At 52.2% G+C, this 16862-nt stretch carries 19 protein-coding genes; 9 read left to right on the top strand and 10 right to left on the bottom strand.

Going from position 1 to position 16862, the window contains the following annotated elements:
• Positions 1 to 58 precede the first annotated feature (58 nt).
• From tdcB to WC7_RS05140, 8 genes are all read left to right on the top strand, one after another.
• Positions 59 to 1048 carry a bifunctional threonine ammonia-lyase/L-serine ammonia-lyase TdcB gene (gene tdcB, locus WC7_RS05105; RefSeq protein WP_003828594.1) on the top strand — a complete coding sequence of 330 codons (990 nt, stop codon included), beginning with the start codon at positions 59 to 61 and terminating at the stop codon, positions 1046 to 1048.
• Between the two features lie 22 nt (positions 1049 to 1070).
• Complete coding sequence (gene tdcC, locus WC7_RS05110) at positions 1071 to 2402, top strand: threonine/serine transporter TdcC (protein WP_016154633.1); 1332 nt, start codon at positions 1071 to 1073, stop codon at positions 2400 to 2402.
• Positions 2403 to 2433: 31 nt separating this feature from the next.
• Positions 2434 to 3642 carry a propionate kinase gene (tdcD, locus tag WC7_RS05115; protein WP_016154632.1) on the top strand — a complete coding sequence of 403 codons (1209 nt, stop codon included), beginning with the start codon at positions 2434 to 2436 and terminating at the stop codon, positions 3640 to 3642.
• Between the two features lie 28 nt (positions 3643 to 3670).
• Positions 3671 to 5965, top strand: coding sequence for a formate C-acetyltransferase (pflB, locus tag WC7_RS05120; RefSeq protein ID WP_016154631.1), 2295 nt, complete (start codon positions 3671 to 3673; stop codon positions 5963 to 5965).
• Positions 5966 to 5978: 13 nt separating this feature from the next.
• Positions 5979 to 6374 (top strand): enamine/imine deaminase, encoded by a 396-nt coding sequence (locus tag WC7_RS05125; protein WP_016154630.1) that lies wholly within the window; start codon positions 5979 to 5981, stop codon positions 6372 to 6374.
• 87 nt (positions 6375 to 6461) lie between these two features.
• On the top strand, positions 6462 to 7826 hold the full coding sequence (gene tdcG / locus WC7_RS05130; protein ID WP_016154629.1) for an L-serine ammonia-lyase: 1365 nt from the start codon (positions 6462 to 6464) through the stop codon (positions 7824 to 7826).
• Between the two features lie 326 nt (positions 7827 to 8152).
• A complete protein-coding gene (locus tag WC7_RS05135) occupies positions 8153 to 9484 on the top strand; it encodes an SLC5/6 family protein (RefSeq protein WP_016154628.1) in 1332 nt (443 codons plus the stop codon).
• A gap of 24 nt (positions 9485 to 9508) precedes the next feature.
• Positions 9509 to 10819 (top strand): L-cysteine desulfidase family protein, encoded by a 1311-nt coding sequence (locus WC7_RS05140; RefSeq protein WP_016154627.1) that lies wholly within the window; start codon positions 9509 to 9511, stop codon positions 10817 to 10819.
• 53 nt (positions 10820 to 10872) lie between these two features.
• On the opposite strand, the gene WC7_RS26850 is transcribed toward WC7_RS05140, so the two are convergent.
• Together WC7_RS26850 and WC7_RS05145 are read right to left on the bottom strand one after the other, a co-directional pair.
• Entirely contained in the window at positions 10873 to 11022 is a 150-nt protein-coding gene (locus tag WC7_RS26850; protein ID WP_016154626.1) for a hypothetical protein, read from the bottom strand.
• Positions 11023 to 11048: 26 nt separating this feature from the next.
• On the bottom strand, positions 11049 to 11750 hold the full coding sequence (locus WC7_RS05145) for a pirin family protein (protein ID WP_016154625.1): 702 nt from the start codon (positions 11748 to 11750) through the stop codon (positions 11049 to 11051).
• A 104-nt stretch (positions 11751 to 11854) separates the two neighbouring features.
• Between WC7_RS05145 and yhaJ the strand changes: the two genes are divergently transcribed.
• On the top strand, positions 11855 to 12751 hold the full coding sequence (gene yhaJ / locus WC7_RS05150) for a DNA-binding transcriptional regulator YhaJ (RefSeq protein ID WP_016154624.1): 897 nt from the start codon (positions 11855 to 11857) through the stop codon (positions 12749 to 12751).
• A 64-nt stretch (positions 12752 to 12815) separates the two neighbouring features.
• Here the strand turns inward: yhaJ and WC7_RS05155 are convergent, their stop codons facing one another.
• From WC7_RS05155 to mzrA, 8 genes are all read right to left on the bottom strand, one after another.
• Positions 12816 to 13181 (bottom strand): DUF805 domain-containing protein, encoded by a 366-nt coding sequence (locus WC7_RS05155; protein ID WP_016154623.1) that lies wholly within the window; start codon positions 13179 to 13181, stop codon positions 12816 to 12818.
• A 123-nt stretch (positions 13182 to 13304) separates the two neighbouring features.
• On the bottom strand, positions 13305 to 14291 hold the full coding sequence (yqjG, locus tag WC7_RS05160; protein WP_016154622.1) for a glutathionyl-hydroquinone reductase YqjG: 987 nt from the start codon (positions 14289 to 14291) through the stop codon (positions 13305 to 13307).
• Positions 14292 to 14362: 71 nt separating this feature from the next.
• Positions 14363 to 14755, bottom strand: a complete 393-nt coding sequence (locus tag WC7_RS05165) for a DoxX family protein (protein WP_003024847.1) — start codon at positions 14753 to 14755, stop codon at positions 14363 to 14365.
• Between the two features lie 173 nt (positions 14756 to 14928).
• The gene (locus WC7_RS05170) at positions 14929 to 15228 is read right to left on the bottom strand and encodes a YqjK-like family protein (protein ID WP_003024845.1); all 300 of its coding nucleotides are present in this window, start codon (positions 15226 to 15228) and stop codon (positions 14929 to 14931) included.
• Positions 15228 to 15623: a phage holin family protein gene (locus WC7_RS05175; RefSeq protein ID WP_016154620.1), complete on the bottom strand. Its 396-nt coding sequence runs from the start codon at positions 15621 to 15623 to the stop codon at positions 15228 to 15230. Before WC7_RS05175 ends, WC7_RS05170 begins: the two co-directional genes overlap by 1 nt.
• A gap of 2 nt (positions 15624 to 15625) precedes the next feature.
• Complete coding sequence (locus WC7_RS05180) at positions 15626 to 15931, bottom strand: ElaB/YgaM/YqjD family protein (RefSeq protein ID WP_003024832.1); 306 nt, start codon at positions 15929 to 15931, stop codon at positions 15626 to 15628.
• 33 nt (positions 15932 to 15964) lie between these two features.
• Positions 15965 to 16333: a DUF1090 domain-containing protein gene (locus tag WC7_RS05185; protein WP_016154619.1), complete on the bottom strand. Its 369-nt coding sequence runs from the start codon at positions 16331 to 16333 to the stop codon at positions 15965 to 15967.
• A gap of 147 nt (positions 16334 to 16480) precedes the next feature.
• A complete protein-coding gene (mzrA, locus tag WC7_RS05190; RefSeq protein ID WP_029139667.1) occupies positions 16481 to 16849 on the bottom strand; it encodes an EnvZ/OmpR regulon moderator MzrA in 369 nt (122 codons plus the stop codon).
• Positions 16850 to 16862: the final 13 nt, after the last annotated feature.

Raw genomic sequence — 16862 nt, 5'->3', positions numbered from 1 at the left:
TATTTCTGACAATGGTCACGGCTATCTATTTACTTTAATACCCTAGTAAGAGGTTCTAATGCACATTACATACGATCTCCCAGTTGCAATTGAAGATATCCTCGAAGCGAAAAAAAGACTGGCGGGGAAAATTTATAAAACGGGAATGCCTCGCTCTAACTATTTTAGTGAACGTTGCAAAGGGGAAATTTTCCTCAAGTTTGAAAATATGCAGCGTACCGGTTCATTTAAAATCCGTGGCGCGTTTAACAAGCTCAGTTCATTAACCGAAGCTGAAAGATGTAAGGGCGTGGTGGCTTGCTCTGCAGGTAACCATGCGCAAGGGGTTTCTCTCTCCTGCGCCATGCTTGGAATCGACGGCAAAGTGGTCATGCCGAAAGGCGCGCCGAAGTCTAAAGTTGCTGCAACCTGCGATTATTCCGCAGAGGTTGTGCTGCACGGCGACAACTTCAACGACACCATCGCTAAGGTTAGCGAGATTGTGGAAACTGAAGGCCGTATCTTTATTCCGCCATATGATGACCCGAAAGTAATTGCTGGTCAGGGCACTATTGGTCTGGAAATTCTGGAAGATCTGTACGATGTCGATAACGTGATTGTGCCAATTGGCGGTGGCGGACTGATTGCTGGTATTGCGGTGGCAATTAAATCTATTAACCCGACTATTAAAATTATTGGAGTACAGTCTGAAAATGTTCATGGCATGGCGGCTTCTTTCCACGCTGGAGAAATAACCACGCACCGAACGACCGGCACCCTGGCGGATGGTTGTGACGTTTCCCGCCCGGGTACTTTAACGTATGAAATTGTTCGTGAGTTGGTGGATGACATTGTCCTGGTCAGCGAAGATGAAATTCGCAACAGCATGGTGGCATTAATTCAGCGAAATAAAGTTGTGACTGAAGGTGCCGGCGCGCTGGCTTGCGCAGCATTATTAAGCGGGAAATTAGATAGCTATATCCAGAACAGAAAAACAGTCAGCATTATTTCTGGCGGTAATATCGACCTTTCTCGTGTATCTCAAATTACTGGTTTAGTTGACGCTTAATATACTTCGTTGAGGATAGGATATGAGTACTACTGATAGCATTGTATCCAGCCAGACAAAACAGTCGTCCTGGCGCAAATCGGACACCACCTGGACACTGGGTTTATTTGGTACAGCCATCGGCGCCGGGGTGCTGTTCTTCCCTATCCGCGCAGGTTTTGGCGGACTGATCCCCATTCTGATAATGCTGGTGTTAGCATACCCCATCGCCTTCTATTGCCACCGTGCGCTGGCACGCCTGTGTCTTTCCGGTTCTAACCCTTCCGGTAACATCACAGAAACGGTTGAAGAGCACTTTGGTAAAACAGGCGGCGTGGTTATCACGTTCCTCTACTTCTTTGCGATTTGTCCGCTGCTGTGGATTTATGGCGTCACCATTACCAACACCTTTATGACCTTTTGGGAAAACCAGTTGCAGATGCCAGCGTTAAACCGTGGCTTCGTGGCACTGTTCCTGCTGCTGCTGATGGCATTCGTCATCTGGTTTGGTAAGGATCTGATGGTTAAAGTGATGAGCTACCTGGTATGGCCGTTTATTGCCAGCCTGGTGCTGATCTCTCTGTCTCTGATTCCTTACTGGAACTCTGCGGTTATCGATCAGGTTGATCTCAGCAATATCGCTCTGACTGGCCATGACGGCATCCTGGTTACCGTGTGGCTGGGTATTTCCATCATGGTGTTCTCTTTCAACTTCTCACCTATCGTTTCTTCCTTCGTGGTCTCTAAACGTGAAGAGTATGAGAAAGATTACGGTCGCGAATTTACCGAACAGAAATGTTCAAAAATCATCTCTCGCGCCAGTATGCTGATGGTTGCCGTGGTGATGTTCTTTGCCTTTAGCTGCCTGTTCACGCTCTCTCCGGCAAACATGGCGGATGCGAAAGCGCAGAACATTCCAGTACTGTCTTACCTGGCGAACCACTTCGCTTCACTGTCCGGTTCGAAGTCCACCTTCGCGACCGTTCTGGAGTACGGCGCTTCAATCATCGCACTGGTTGCTATCTTCAAATCTTTCTTCGGCCACTACCTGGGCACGCTGGAAGGTCTGAACGGTCTGGTGCTGAAGTTTGGTTACAAAGGCGATAAAACTAAGGTTTCCGCTGGCAAACTTAATACCATCAGCATGATCTTCATCATGGGCTCCACCTGGGTTGTGGCTTACGCCAACCCGAACATCCTGGACCTGATTGAAGCAATGGGCGCGCCGATTATTGCCTCTCTGCTCTGCCTGCTGCCGATGTATGCCATCCGTAAAGCGCCGTCACTGGCGAAATACCGTGGCCGTCTGGATAACGTGTTTGTTACCGTGATTGGTCTGCTGACTATCCTGAACATTGTCTACAAACTGTTTTAATCCTTAAGCTCAGGATGAGCGGAGTAGTGAAATGAATGAGTTTCCGGTAGTACTGGTTATTAACTGTGGTTCGTCTTCCATTAAATTCTCAGTGCTGGATGCAGCGAACTGTGAAGTTTTAATGGCGGGAATCGCGGACGGTATTAACTCTGAAAATGCGTTCATAGCAATTAATGGAGGAGAGCCAGCTAAGCTGGCTCACCACAGCTACGAAGACGCATTAAAAGCAATCGCCGTTGAACTGGAAAAACGTAATTTAATGGACAGCGTGGCCTTAATTGGCCACCGCATTGCCCACGGTGGAAATATCTTTACCGAATCAGCAATTATTACTGACGACGTTATCGATAATATTCGCCGGGTATCGCCTTTAGCACCGTTACATAATTATGCGAACCTCAGTGGGATTGAATCCGCACAGCACCTTTTCCCAGGCGTGCAGCAGGTTGCGGTATTTGATACCAGCTTCCACCAGACGATGGCCCCTGAGGCCTATCTTTACGGTCTACCGTGGAAATATTTTGAGGAGTTAGGCGTTCGTCGTTATGGCTTCCACGGCACGTCGCACCGCTATGTATCTCAGCGAGCGCATGAGCTTCTTGAGCTGCAGAGTGATGACTCCGGTCTGGTTGTGGCTCACCTGGGGAACGGCGCGTCAATCTGCGCGGTGCGTAACGGGCAGAGCGTTGATACCTCAATGGGCATGACGCCGTTGGAAGGGTTGATGATGGGCACACGCAGCGGTGACGTCGATTTCGGCGCCATGGCGTGGATTGCCAGCGAAACCAACCAGACGCTGAGCGACCTTGAGCGCGTTGTGAATAAAGAGTCCGGTTTACTGGGTATTTCCGGTTTGTCCTCTGACTTACGTACGTTAGAAAAAGCCTGGCACGAGGGACATGAGCGTGCGCAGTTGGCGATTAAAACGTTTGTGCATCGTATCGCGCGCCATATCGCCGGACATGCCGCTTCGCTGCATCGTCTTGATGGGATTATTTTCACCGGTGGAATAGGTGAGAACTCGGTATTAATTCGTCGTCTGGTTATCGAGCATCTCGCCGTTTTAGGGGTGAATATCGACAGCGAGATGAATAGCCTGCCAAATTCCCATGGCGAAAGAATTATCTCTAATAAAGATGCTCGTGTTATTTGTGCGGTTATCCCCACAAATGAAGAGAAAATGATTGCGCGTGATGCCATTGCGTTAGGCAAAATTAATATACCAGTAGAATTTGCATAATTAATTTTCAGCAGAGAGATTATTTTTCATGAAGGTAAATATCGATACCAGCGATATGCTGTATGCCGAAGCCTGGAATGGCTTTAAAGGTACGGACTGGAAAGAAGAAATTAATGTCCGTGATTTTATTCAGCACAACTATACGCCTTATGAAGGGGATGAATCTTTCCTCGCCGAAGCAACGCCAGCGACCACTGCATTGTGGGAAAAAGTTATGGCGGGCATCCGTATTGAAAACTCGACGCACGCGCCGGTTGATTTCGATACCAATATTGCCACCACGATAACCGCACATGATGCGGGTTATATTGAACAAGAACTGGAAAAAATCGTCGGTCTGCAAACGGATAAGCCGCTCAAGCGCGCTCTGCATCCGTTTGGCGGCATCAACATGATCAAAAGCTCTTTTGATGCTTATGGTCGTGAGATGGATGCTGATTTTGAATACCAGTTTACTGAACTGCGTAAAACCCATAACCAGGGCGTATTCGACGCCTACTCTCCGGATATGCTGCGCTGCCGTAAATCCGGCGTGCTGACCGGTCTGCCGGATGGCTATGGCCGTGGTCGTATCATCGGCGACTATCGCCGCGTCGCGCTGTACGGTATCCGCTACCTGGTACGCGAGCGTGAACTGCAGTTTGCCGATCTCCAGTCGAACCTGGAGTGGGGCCAGAATCTTGAAGCCACGATTCGCCTGCGCGAAGAGCTGTCTGAGCACCGTCGCGCCCTGCTGCAGATGCAGGAAATGGCAGCGAAGTACGGCTGCGATATCTCCCGTCCGGCGCGTAATGCGCAGGAAGCGGTGCAGTGGGTTTACTTTGCTTACCTGGCTGCGGTGAAATCTCAGAACGGCGGCGCAATGTCGCTGGGCCGTACCGCATCGTTCCTCGACATCTACATTGAGCGCGATTTTAAAGCGGGAATCTTAAACGAGCAGCAGGCGCAGGAGCTGATCGACCACTTCATTATGAAGATCCGTATGGTGCGCTTCCTGCGCACGCCGGAATTCGACACCCTGTTCTCAGGCGACCCTATCTGGGCGACTGAAGTTATCGGCGGCATGGGGCTGGATGGCCGCACGCTGGTAACGAAAAACTCGTTCCGCTACCTGCATACGCTGCACACTATGGGACCGGCGCCTGAGCCGAACCTGACGGTGCTGTGGTCTGAAGCGCTGCCGATTGCCTTCAAAAAGTACGCCGCCCAGGTGTCTATCATCACCTCGTCTTTGCAGTATGAAAACGACGATTTGATGCGTGCCGACTTTGACAGCGATGACTATGCCATTGCCTGCTGCGTAAGCCCGATGGTTATCGGCAAACAAATGCAGTTCTTCGGTGCGCGTGCCAACCTCGCCAAAACGTTGCTGTACGCAATCAACGGCGGCGTGGATGAGAAGCTGAAAATTCAGGTTGGGCCGAAAACGGCACCGCTGATGGATGACGTGCTGGATTACGATACGGTGATGGAGAGCCTGGACCACTTTATGGACTGGCTGGCCGTGCAGTACATCAGCGCGCTGAACATCATCCACTATATGCACGACAAGTACAGCTATGAAGCTTCGCTGATGGCGCTGCACGATCGTGATGTCTATCGCACGATGGCTTGTGGTATGGCGGGTCTGTCCGTGGCGGCGGATTCTCTGTCGGCTATCAAATACGCCCGCGTGAAACCGATTCGTGATGAAAACGGTCTGGCTGTCGATTTCGAAATCGAAGGCGACTATCCGCAATACGGCAACAACGACGAGCGAGTAGACAGCATTGCCTGCGACCTGGTCGAACGCTTCATGAAGAAAATTAAGGTGTTGCCAACCTACCGTAACGCAGTGCCGACGCAGTCCATCCTGACCATCACCTCCAACGTGGTGTACGGACAGAAAACCGGTAACACACCGGACGGACGTCGCGCAGGTACGCCGTTTGCGCCAGGGGCTAATCCGATGCACGGCCGCGATCGTAAAGGCGCGGTTGCGTCGTTAACCTCGGTGGCCAAACTGCCGTTTACCTATGCCAAAGACGGTATCTCGTACACCTTCTCCATTGTGCCGGCTGCACTGGGCAAAGAAGATGGGGTGCGTAAAACCAACCTGGTTGGTCTGCTGGACGGTTACTTCCACCATGAAGCGCATGTGGAAGGGGGGCAGCATCTGAACGTTAACGTTATGAACCGTGAAATGTTGATGGATGCCATTGAGCACCCGGAAAACTATCCGAACCTGACGATCCGCGTGTCTGGCTATGCGGTGCGCTTCAACGCGTTGACCCGTGAACAGCAGCAGGATGTTATTTCACGTACTTTCACCCAGGCGCTCTGACGCCGGAGGGATTATGAGAAAAGTTATTGCAACCGAATGTGCGCCAGGGGCGATTGGGCCTTACGTACAGGGCGTGGACCTGGGCAGCATGGTGTTGACGTCAGGTCAAATCCCGGTGTGTCCACAGACCGGTGAAGTGGCAGAAAACGTGGCCGATCAGGCACGTCAAAGCCTGGAAAACGTGAAAGCGATCGTCGAGTCCGCAGGTTTGAAAGTGAGCGATATCGTGAAGACTACCGTTTTCGTATCCGACCTGAACGACTTCGCCACCATTAACCAGGTGTACCAGCAGTTCTTTGATGAGCATCAGGCTACCTACCCCACGCGCAGTTGCGTACAGGTCGCCCGCTTACCAAAGGATGTGAAGCTGGAGATTGAAGCCATCGCCGTACGTGGCGACACGCTGTAATCCCTTGCGGGGCGATCTCAGGATCGCCCCAATCCTTAATGAGTGTGAAACCTGGTCTTCACTGAACGGCAATCCGAGGGTGTGGATATGATTAGCGCATTCGATATTTTCAAGATTGGCATTGGACCTTCCAGCTCCCATACCGTGGGGCCAATGAACGCAGGTAAAAGCTTTATCGATCTGTTGGTCAGCAGCGGCGAACTCCCCAGAGCCACGCATATTGTGGTCGATCTTTACGGATCGCTTTCCCTGACCGGGAAAGGTCATGCGACAGATGTCGCGATCATGATGGGGCTGGCCGGTAACAGTCCGCAAAACGTTAATATTGACTCAATCGCTGGTTTTACTCAGGAAGTGGCCCGTACCGGACGTTTGCCGGTTGCTGAGGGCGCGCATGTTGTCGATTTCTCTCCAGATGAAAATATTCTCTTTCATACCGAAACCCTGCCACGCCATGAAAATGGCATGCGTATCACCGCGTGGAACGGCACCGAGAGGCTATTAAGCAAAACCTATTACTCCGTCGGCGGTGGTTTTATCATTGAAGAGGAGCAATTTGGGCAGGTGCATGATGTTGAAGCACACGTGCCCTACAATTTTCATTCCGCCAGCGAACTGCTGAAACTGTGCGAGCGCAATGGGCTGTCTGTTTCCGGCTTGATGATGCAAAACGAGCTGGCGATGCGCAGCAAAGAGGAAATCGATGCTGGCTTTGCCGCCATTTGGGACGTCATGCACGCCGGGATTGAGCGCGGCATGAACACCGAAGGCGTCCTGCCGGGGCCGCTTAACGTTCCGCGTCGCGCCGTGGCGTTACGTCGGTTGCTGGTTTCCAGCGACAATCTGTCCAGCGATCCGATGAACGTTATTGACTGGATCAACATGTTCGCGCTGGCCGTGAGCGAAGAAAACGCCGCCGGGTGCCGTGTTGTGACGGCGCCGACCAACGGTGCATGTGGGATTATTCCCGCCGTATTGGCCTATTACGACAAGTTCCGCCGTCCGGTGAATGCGAACTCCATTGCCCGCTATTTGCTGGCCGCGGGGGCGATAGGCGCGCTGTATAAGATGAACGCCTCTATTTCTGGTGCTGAGGTGGGCTGCCAGGGTGAGATTGGCGTAGCCTGTTCAATGGCGGCTGCCGGTCTGACAGAACTGCTGGGCGGTAGCCCGTCGCAGGTCTGTATCGCAGCGGAAATCGCCATGGAGCATAACCTGGGGCTGACCTGCGATCCGGTAGCCGGACAGGTGCAAATACCGTGCATTGAACGTAATGCGATCAACGCAGTAAAAGCCGTCAACGCCGCGCGCATGGCGCTACGTCGAACATCAGAACCACGCGTTTCGCTCGATAAAGTGATCGAGACCATGTATGAAACGGGTAAAGATATGAACGACAAATACCGTGAAACCTCACGCGGTGGGCTGGCAATTAAAGTGGTTTGTACCTGAGGTGAAAAGCCGTGCCTGGTAAGCGCAGCGCTATCCAGCAATAAATTAATCAATATGGCATGATAAAAAAAGGTGCACGTTAGTGCGCCTTTTTTGTTGTGATCTGCTTCAAATATAGAAAATCAATTCTTTATATGGAAATAAAAGAGAAAATATTTCTTAACTTTTAGAAATTACAGGGGTTTGTTTGTGAAGTTTTTCTCTGATCCTGCGCGTATGATTTCCTCATTACTCCAATAGCTCACCTGCACCGTAGTACTGCGTATCGCATTGAGGCAGTACGAAAAAAATATAAAAACCTCTACCTACACATTGAGCGGAAAATTATGGAAACGGCAACGAATAACAGCGTAATACTCGACGCATCTGCTCCGGCACGTCGGGCGGGAATGACCGAAAGTGAATGGCGTGAAGCCATTAAATTCGACAGCATGGACACCGGCTGGGTCATTATGAGTATCGGTATGGCAATTGGTGCGGGGATTGTTTTTCTTCCCGTCCAGGTGGGTTTGATGGGGCTGTGGGTGTTTTTGCTCTCCTCTATCATCGGCTACCCAGCCATGTATCTGTTCCAGCGTCTGTTTATTAATACGCTGGCTGAGTCCCCAGAGTGTAAAGACTACCCGAGCGTAATCAGCGGCTATCTGGGTAAGAACTGGGGCATCCTGTTAGGTGCGTTGTATTTTGTGATGCTGGCTATCTGGATGTTCGTCTATTCCACCGCCATCACCAACGATAGCGCCTCTTACCTGCATACTTTTGGTGTTACTGAAGGGTTACTGTCCGACAGCCCGTTCTATGGCCTGGTGCTGATTTGCATCCTGGTGGCTATCTCGTCCCGCGGGGAAAAACTGCTGTTTAAAATCTCCACCGGTATGGTACTGACCAAGCTACTGGTGGTGGCGGCGCTTGGCGTGTCGATGGTTGGGATGTGGCATTTATATAACGTAGGTTCACTGCCGCCGATGGCGCTGCTGATCAAAAACGCGATTATCACGCTGCCGTTTACCCTGACCTCGATTCTGTTTATTCAGACCTTAAGCCCGATGGTTATCTCCTATCGTTCTCGCAATAAATCCATTGAAGTGGCACGCCATAAAGCCCTGCGAGCCATGAATATTGCGTTCGGTATTCTGTTTGTGACCGTCTTTTTCTACGCCGTTTCCTTCACGCTGGCGATGGGCCATGACGAAGCGGTTAAAGCTTATGAGCAGAACATTTCCGCTCTGGCGATTGCCGCGCAGTTTATCAGCGGCGCGGGTGCTGGCTGGGTGAAAATCGTCAGCGTTATTCTGAACATCTTTGCCGTAATGACCGCTTTCTTCGGCGTTTACTTAGGGTTCCGTGAAGCCACTCAAGGGATCGTGATGAACGTGCTGCGCCGCAAAATGCCAGCCGAGAAAATCAATGAGACCCTGGTTCAGCGCGGCATTATGGTTTTCGCTATCCTGCTGGCGTGGGGAGCCATTGTGCTCAATGCGCCGGTACTGAGCTTCACTTCTATTTGTAGCCCTATCTTCGGCATGGTGGGATGTCTGATCCCGGCCTGGCTGGTCTACAAAGTTCCTGCACTGCACAAATACAAAGGCGCTTCCCTGTATCTGATTATTATCACGGGCCTGCTGCTGTGCGTTTCTCCGTTCCTGGCATTTTCCTGAGATATCTGAGCAAAGGTTGTTGTTATGTTTGAGACTACATTGAATCCATTATGGGATAGTTTTATCCGCGCGGTGCAGGAAGAAGTTAAGCCTGCGCTGGGCTGCACGGAACCTATCTCTCTGGCTCTGGCGGCAGCGGTCGCCTCCTCTGAGCTGGACGGCGCGGTTGAACGCATTGATGCGTGGGTCTCACCGAACCTGATGAAAAACGGCATGGGCGTTACCGTGCCGGGTACCGGAATGGTTGGGCTGCCTGTCGCGGCGGCACTGGGTGCGCTGGGGGGAAATGCCCACGCCGGTTTAGAGGTACTGAAAGACGCCTCGCCTCAAGCGATTGCCGATGCGAAAGCGATGCTTACCGCCGGGAAGGTCGCGGTGATGCTGCAGGAGCCATGCGAGGACATTCTCTTCTCCCGTGCGAAGGTTTATAGCGCTGAAGGATGGGCGTGCGTGACGATTGTTGGTGGTCATACCAACATTGTGCACATTGAGACCAATAAGGGCGTGGTGTTCACGACAGAACAGAACGCGCAGGAAGAGGAGCAGGAGTCACCGCTGGCGGTATTGTCCCACACGTCGCTGGAAGAGATTCTGGCGTTCGTGAACGCGGTACCGTTTGAGTCAATCCGCTTTATTCTCGATGCGGCGAAACTGAACGGTGCGCTGTCCCAGGAAGGGCTGCGCGGTAACTGGGGCTTGCACATCGGAACCACGCTTGAGAAGCAGTGCGCGCGTGGCCTGCTGGCGAACGATCTCTCCACCTCTATTCTGATCCGCACCAGTGCGGCATCGGATGCGCGAATGGGCGGGGCGACGCTTCCGGCAATGAGCAACTCGGGCTCCGGTAATCAGGGGATTACCGCGACCGTTCCGGTAATGGTGGTGGCTGAGCACTTTGGTGCGGATGAAGAGAAACTGGCGCGTGCGCTGATGTTGTCTCACCTGAGCGCTATCTACATCCATCATCAGCTTCCGCGTTTGTCTGCACTGTGTGCGGCAACCACGGCGGCGATGGGCGCCGCGGCGGGGATGGCGTGGATTGTTGATGGTCGCTACAACACCATCGCGATGGCAATCAGCAGCATGATTGGCGACGTGAGCGGAATGATTTGCGATGGCGCCTCAAACAGCTGCGCGATGAAAGTTTCAACCAGCGCATCTGCGGCGTGGAAAGCGGTGCTGATGGCGCTGGATGATACCGCTGTGACCGGCAATGAAGGGATTGTGGCGCACAACGTGGAGCAATCGATCACGAACCTGTGTGCGCTGGCGTGTCGCTCGATGCAGGAAACCGACAAGCAGATCATTGAGATTATGGCCAGTAAGGCACATTAATCTGCAGGCCGGGTAAGGCGGAATCGCCCCCGGCATAACTCTAAGCCGCCTTTTCAGGCGGCTTCTTCGTCTTCCAGCCGTAACTCGGCATCCGCCACAATCGCTTCCAGCTCTGTCAGCATTTCTTCATAGCCGAAGGTCACAGTATCCTGTTTTTTCGGCTCAACCTGCGGCTGGCGTTTTTTTGGTGATTTCTTGCTCAATAGTCGTACTCCATTGTTTTCCCTGACTATACGGGCAAATCTATCAGCAAAGCGCGCAGCGCGGTATCGGCGACTAACGTTATGTTAGTTTCGTCACGAATAAATGCGCCATCGCCGCAGGTGAGCGCTTCCTTTTCGGCGCCAGATGTCACCGCATGGAATCTGCCGTGGATCGACTGTAAGTAAGCCCGCGGCCCATGTAACTGAAAACTCAGCGATTCACCTTGTTGCAGTTCAACGTGGTGCACCCATACCTGTTGACGCAGATGCAGGCTACCTTGTTCTCCATCCGGCGAGGCGAGCAACTGATGCTTACCGGCACTCAGCGTGGCTTTCTGTACGCAGGCGTTTTCGCGCTGCGGGCAGGCATCCAGCCAGAGCTGCATTCGGGTTAACGGTTTATCTTTGCTGACATTGTGTTCGCTGTAGCTAATTCCCGGCTGTGTGGCGAGCAGTAAAACTTCTCCTGCCTTGGCCTGGATATGGTTCCCTTCACTGTCGCGATACTCCGCTTCCCCTTCGAGGATCAGATTGACGATATCTACCTTCGGATAGGTACGTGGCTGGAAAGAGGCTCCCGGTGCCAGAACTTCCTGGTTCAGAACACGCAGCGAGGCATAACCCAGCAGTTTAGGATCAAAATAGTGTCCAAAGGAGAAGGTATAACGGGCCTGCAGCCAGCCGTAGTCTGCTTGCCCGCATTGTTTGGCTGTACGGGTAGTAATCATAGTTCTTGACCTCTCTTTACTTCCTTTTATGTTAAATGGCTAGACGCTGCATTGTTAGCCAGATATTCTGCCCGGTATGTTCAAATTTCCTGAATGAGAACGAGATGGCCAAAGAAAGGGCTTTAACGCTTGAGGCGTTACGCGTCATGGACGCAATAGACCGGCGTGGCAGCTTTGCCGCCGCAGCGGACGAACTGGGGCGCGTTCCTTCCGCGCTCAGCTATACCATGCAGAAGCTGGAGGAAGAGCTGGACGTCGTGCTGTTCGACCGTTCAGGTCATCGCACAAAATTCACCAACGTCGGGCGTATGCTGCTGGAACGTGGGCGTGTACTGCTGGAAGCTGCAGATAAGCTGACCACCGATGCCGAAGCGCTGGCTCGCGGTTGGGAAACGCATCTGACCATCGTCACCGAAGCGCTGGTGCCGACGGCGGCGTTTTTCCCGCTGATCGACAGACTTGCCGGGAAGGCCAATACCCAGCTTTCCGTTATTACCGAAGTTCTGGCCGGGGCGTGGGAGCGTCTGGAGCAGGGGCGGGCGGATATCGTGATTGCGCCGGATATGCATTTTCGCTCATCTTCGGAAATCAACTCGCGCAAGCTGTACTCGTTGATGAACGTATATGTGGCGGCCCCGGATCATCCAATTCATCAGGAACCGGAACCGTTATCGGAAGTCACCCGCGTGAAGTACCGTGGAATCGCGGTGGCGGACACGGCCCGCGAACGTCCGGTGCTGACGGTTCAACTGCTGGATAAACAGCCGCGTCTGACGGTGAGTTCGATAGAAGATAAACGCCAGGCGCTGTTGGCCGGCCTTGGCGTGGCGACGATGCCATACCCGCTGGTGGAAGAGGACATTGCGGCGGGTCGGTTGCGTGTGGTTAGCCCGGAATCGACAAGCGAAATTGATATTATTATGGCCTGGCGTCGAGACAGCATGGGCGAAGCGAAATCCTGGTGTTTGCGGGAAATTCCCAAGCTGTTTGCGGGTAAATAGCAGGGCTGTTACGCCGGATGCGGTGCAAATGCACCTTATCCGGCCGACAAGATGGTGTATTACATCAGGACAGTTGTTTGGGGTCAGCGCCGAAGCGGTTGCTCCCCTGAGTCCCGTTTTGACAGTTGAAAATGATGATTACCAACCAGCCTACAATCGGGATCAGCAGCACCAGTAGCCACCAGGCTGAGCGGTCGGTGTCATGTAAACGCCGGAACTGCACCGCCCACCACGGGATAAAGACCAGAACCCCATAAATCGTCGTTAATATGCCTTCCCCTCCGGCGCGTTCCCAGCCAAGCATTCTGTCCAGAATGCCCAGCACGAACGTAAAGATGATGTTGACCAGCACAAACATCCAGTATTCTTTACGACGCGCGCGGCCCCCAAAACCAAAGTAGTTCTTTAATACGTTTAAATACCAATCCATTTTTGCCTCGTTCTGTATTCAATTACTTGTTTTTAAAGCAATCAAATTAAGAATAGCCGTGAATGGAATACTGGTAAATATTTGCAGTATTAATTATTTGGCCCCAAAGGGGACCTGTGTCAATCAGGCAAAACGGTCATCACGCCCGTGGGGTTCGTTGAGGTCCTGCCACGGTCCGACAGAAATAATGCCGGTCGGGTTAATGGTTTTGTGGCTACGGAAGTAGTGATTGCGGATGTGATCAAAATTAACGGTCTCCGCAATGCCTGGCATCTGGTAGATATCGCGCAGGAAACCGTACAGGTTCAGATAGTCGCTAATCCGGTGTTTGTCGCACTTGAAGTGCGTCACATACACAGGATCAAAGCGCACCAGCGTGGTCCACAGGCGAATATCGGCCTCTGTTAACTGGTCCCCGGTCAGGTAGCGATGTTGCCCAAGGATCTGCTCCAGTCGCGCCAGAGATTGAAAGACTTTTTCTACGGCGTCGTCGTAGGCTTCCTGACTGGTGGCAAATCCGGCTTTATAAACGCCGTTATTGACGTTGTCATAAATCCAGCCGTTCAGCTCGTCGATTTTAGTTTGTAGAGCGGGTGGATAGTAATCCCCGGCTTTCGCGCCCAGCGCATCAAACGCAGTGTTAAACATACGGATGATATCTGCAGATTCGTTGCTGACAATGGTGTGGTTCTTTTTGTCCCACAACACCGGAACGGTCACCCGACCGCTGTAGTGCGGATCGGCGTGTAAATAGAGTTGATAAAGAAATTCGTGCTGATACAGGGTATCGCCGGTTGCCGCCGGGAAGTTATCGTCAAAGGTCCAGCCGTTTTCCAGCATCAGCGGATGCACAACGGAAACGGAAATAAACGGTTCCAGCCCTTTGAGTTTACGCAAGATCAGCGTGCGATGCGCCCACGGACAGGCCAGAGAAACGTAGAGATGATAGCGGTCTTTTTCGGCGGCGAAACCCCCTTCGCCCGTTGGACCCGGTGCGCCATCCGCGGTGAGCCAGTTACGGAAAGCTGATGCAGAGCGTTGAAATTTTCCCCCGGTTGATTTGGTGTCATACCAGGTGTCATGCCATACGCCGTCAATGAGTTGTCCCATGTTTTCGCCTCCTCAGATAGCAAAAGCGAGGAGATGTCTCCTCGCTTTTTGATGCGTTTAGTATAGCTCGCTTACCATTTTTTATTCAGTACACGGTCGATGCTGAATGCGCCCGGACCGGTGATAGCCAGCAGCAGGAAGCCGCCTGCGATGGTCAGGTTTTTCATAAACATCAGAGAGTTCACACCTTCCGCAAAGTTGCTGTGGAAGAGGAACGCCGTCAGCAGCGTGAAGCCCGCGGTGAATAGTGCGGTAGTACGGGTCAGGAAACCAAACAGGATGGCCAGACCGCCGCCAAACTCAAGCAGGATAACCAGCGGTAACATAAATCCTGGGACGCCCATGGCTTCCATGTACTGTTGGGTACCCGCATATCCGGTGATTTTTCCCCAACCTGCGGTAATAAACAGGATTGGCATCAGAATGCGCGCTACCAGTACACCAACATCTTCTAATTTCTTCATCATACTCTCCAGGAAACCACTCAGGCGGCTTATTGTGTTTTTTTGTGCAACGACGTCGCAGAGTGCGTCGTTGCTGTCGATGGAGAGAATCATAAACGCGGCTAATGACAATTGTTAGCAAGGAAAACTGTCAGAAATTTTCAAAAAATTTGAGGTTAGGGGGGGAGAGGTGATTAGCCGCGCAGTTGCTGTTGTCTGATGGTCGATTTAACCAGACGCCAGATGCTCCACACGCTGAAGCCGCGTTTAGCCCAGCGTACCAGCAGATTCGGGTTACGAATGGTGCGAACCGCCATAATACTGCTTCCGACCAACACCCAGCCACGCAGGTTCAGCAGCGTCTTCCAGCCACGATCGTAAACTTCGGTGGCTTCAAGCCAGTCGCGGCGAGTGGCAGACAGATCCAGCCGTTGCTGCTGGATCTGTCCAAGCAGTTGCGCCTTACGTTGTTGACGTTCGACTTTACTGCTCATTATGCATCATCCTCCAGGGCCTGCCTGTCGTTAGCGAGTTCATTGCGCGTATGGCGTAGCAGCGTTGTTTTACGCGCTTTACTCAGCGTCCATAGCCCGCCGATAAGCGCTAAAAGCAACAGCACAACGGTGGTGGCAATCATGGCGTTAAGGCGATACTGCGGGTCTATGGCCCAGATGATAAGCACCATCAGGCTCATCAGACCAAACGCCACGAACAGCATGGTCAGCCCAAGCATCAGCAGGATCTGGATGAGATTGGCTTTTTCCTCTTCCAGCTCAACGACGGCCAGCCGCAGCCGCGTCTCTACGATCTCAACGAGAATCGTCAGGATCCGCTGTCCAATACCCAGTACGCCTTTGCCTGGACCTTGTGCGTGTTGAGAGTCTGCCATTATTAACGGCGCGACAGCAGTACACCAAGCACCACACCGACTGCTGCGCCAATGCCGACGCCTGTCCATGGGTTTTCGCGTACGTAGTTATCGGCTTTTGCCGCTGCCTCACGGGTCTGTTTAGCAATCACATCGCTGGTTTCGCTCAGACGATGGCGGCTCTCGCGTAACGCATGTTCGGCTTTGCTGCGAATTTTACTCATCTCTTCCTTCGACTTATCGCCAGAGGAGCTAAGTACTTCTTCAAGCGTATCCGCAAGAGATTTCAGCTCAGCGCGCAGGTTTTCCGTAGCATTATCTTTCGACATAGTTTTCTCCAGTTGAGTGGCTAGTTACCGTACTTAGTAATCGCGTGTCTCGAGTTCTTTCAGCTCTTGCTGAGCTTCAGCAAGCTTATGTTCGCGCTTGGCTATCTTATCCGCATCGCCTTTTTGCTTCGCCTCGGCCAAATCACGTTGACGCTCGGCTATCTCATTTTTCTGCTCGGCGATTTTTTTCTGATGGTCGGCGCGCAGTTTGCTGTCAGTACAATTTGCCCGAACTTCGCTCAGCGCTTTGTTCAGACCATTGATGCGGTTTTGATTGTTGTGCTTTTCGGCATAGCTTATCTCCCGCTGAATATCCTGTTCTTTTTCCTGACAGAGGGTGGAGGCGTAACTGCCGGCACTGAGAGCGAAAAGACTAATTGCTAAAGCGATGCGGTATTTCATTCTTGAACCTTCCATTGTGATTCGACCTTGTGGCTTTGGCCGATGCTCCAGAATAATAAAGCAATGGGTCATAAACCCAGTTTATTAATCATAGGCGCTAAATGATGAAATCACCAAAGTGAGTGATCTAATTCAGATTCCTGGAGATTAACCAAAACGGTGCGGGGTATCACGTAAGCGGGATAACCACTGTACCGCCTGATTATCATCATCCTGCTGAGCAATAACGAAACCGTGCGGTAACGTTCGGTCCAGCACGACCTTTGCGGCTGCGCTTTGCGCGCTGGAATCAAAGGTGATCAGCAGCGCGTCATTTTGCGGAGTAATGCTTTTAAAGCGAATGCCGTTGGCGTCCAGGTGATGCCAGATAGAGAAGCCATCAGGCATGGTGGCTCCCTGGTTTACAGCACGAATGGCAAGCGTTGACTCCTGCTGGCGGATGACCGACCAGGTCAGGAGCAGCGCGCCGATAAACAGCATAAAAGTAGTCGTCCAGGCCAGTCGTCGGAGTGTTATGCATGATTTCAGC

The organism is Citrobacter sp. KTE151, from assembly GCF_000398845.1.
Lineage (GTDB): Bacteria > Pseudomonadota > Gammaproteobacteria > Enterobacterales > Enterobacteriaceae > Citrobacter > Citrobacter braakii.
This window is presented reverse-complemented; position numbering and strand designations above follow the sequence as displayed.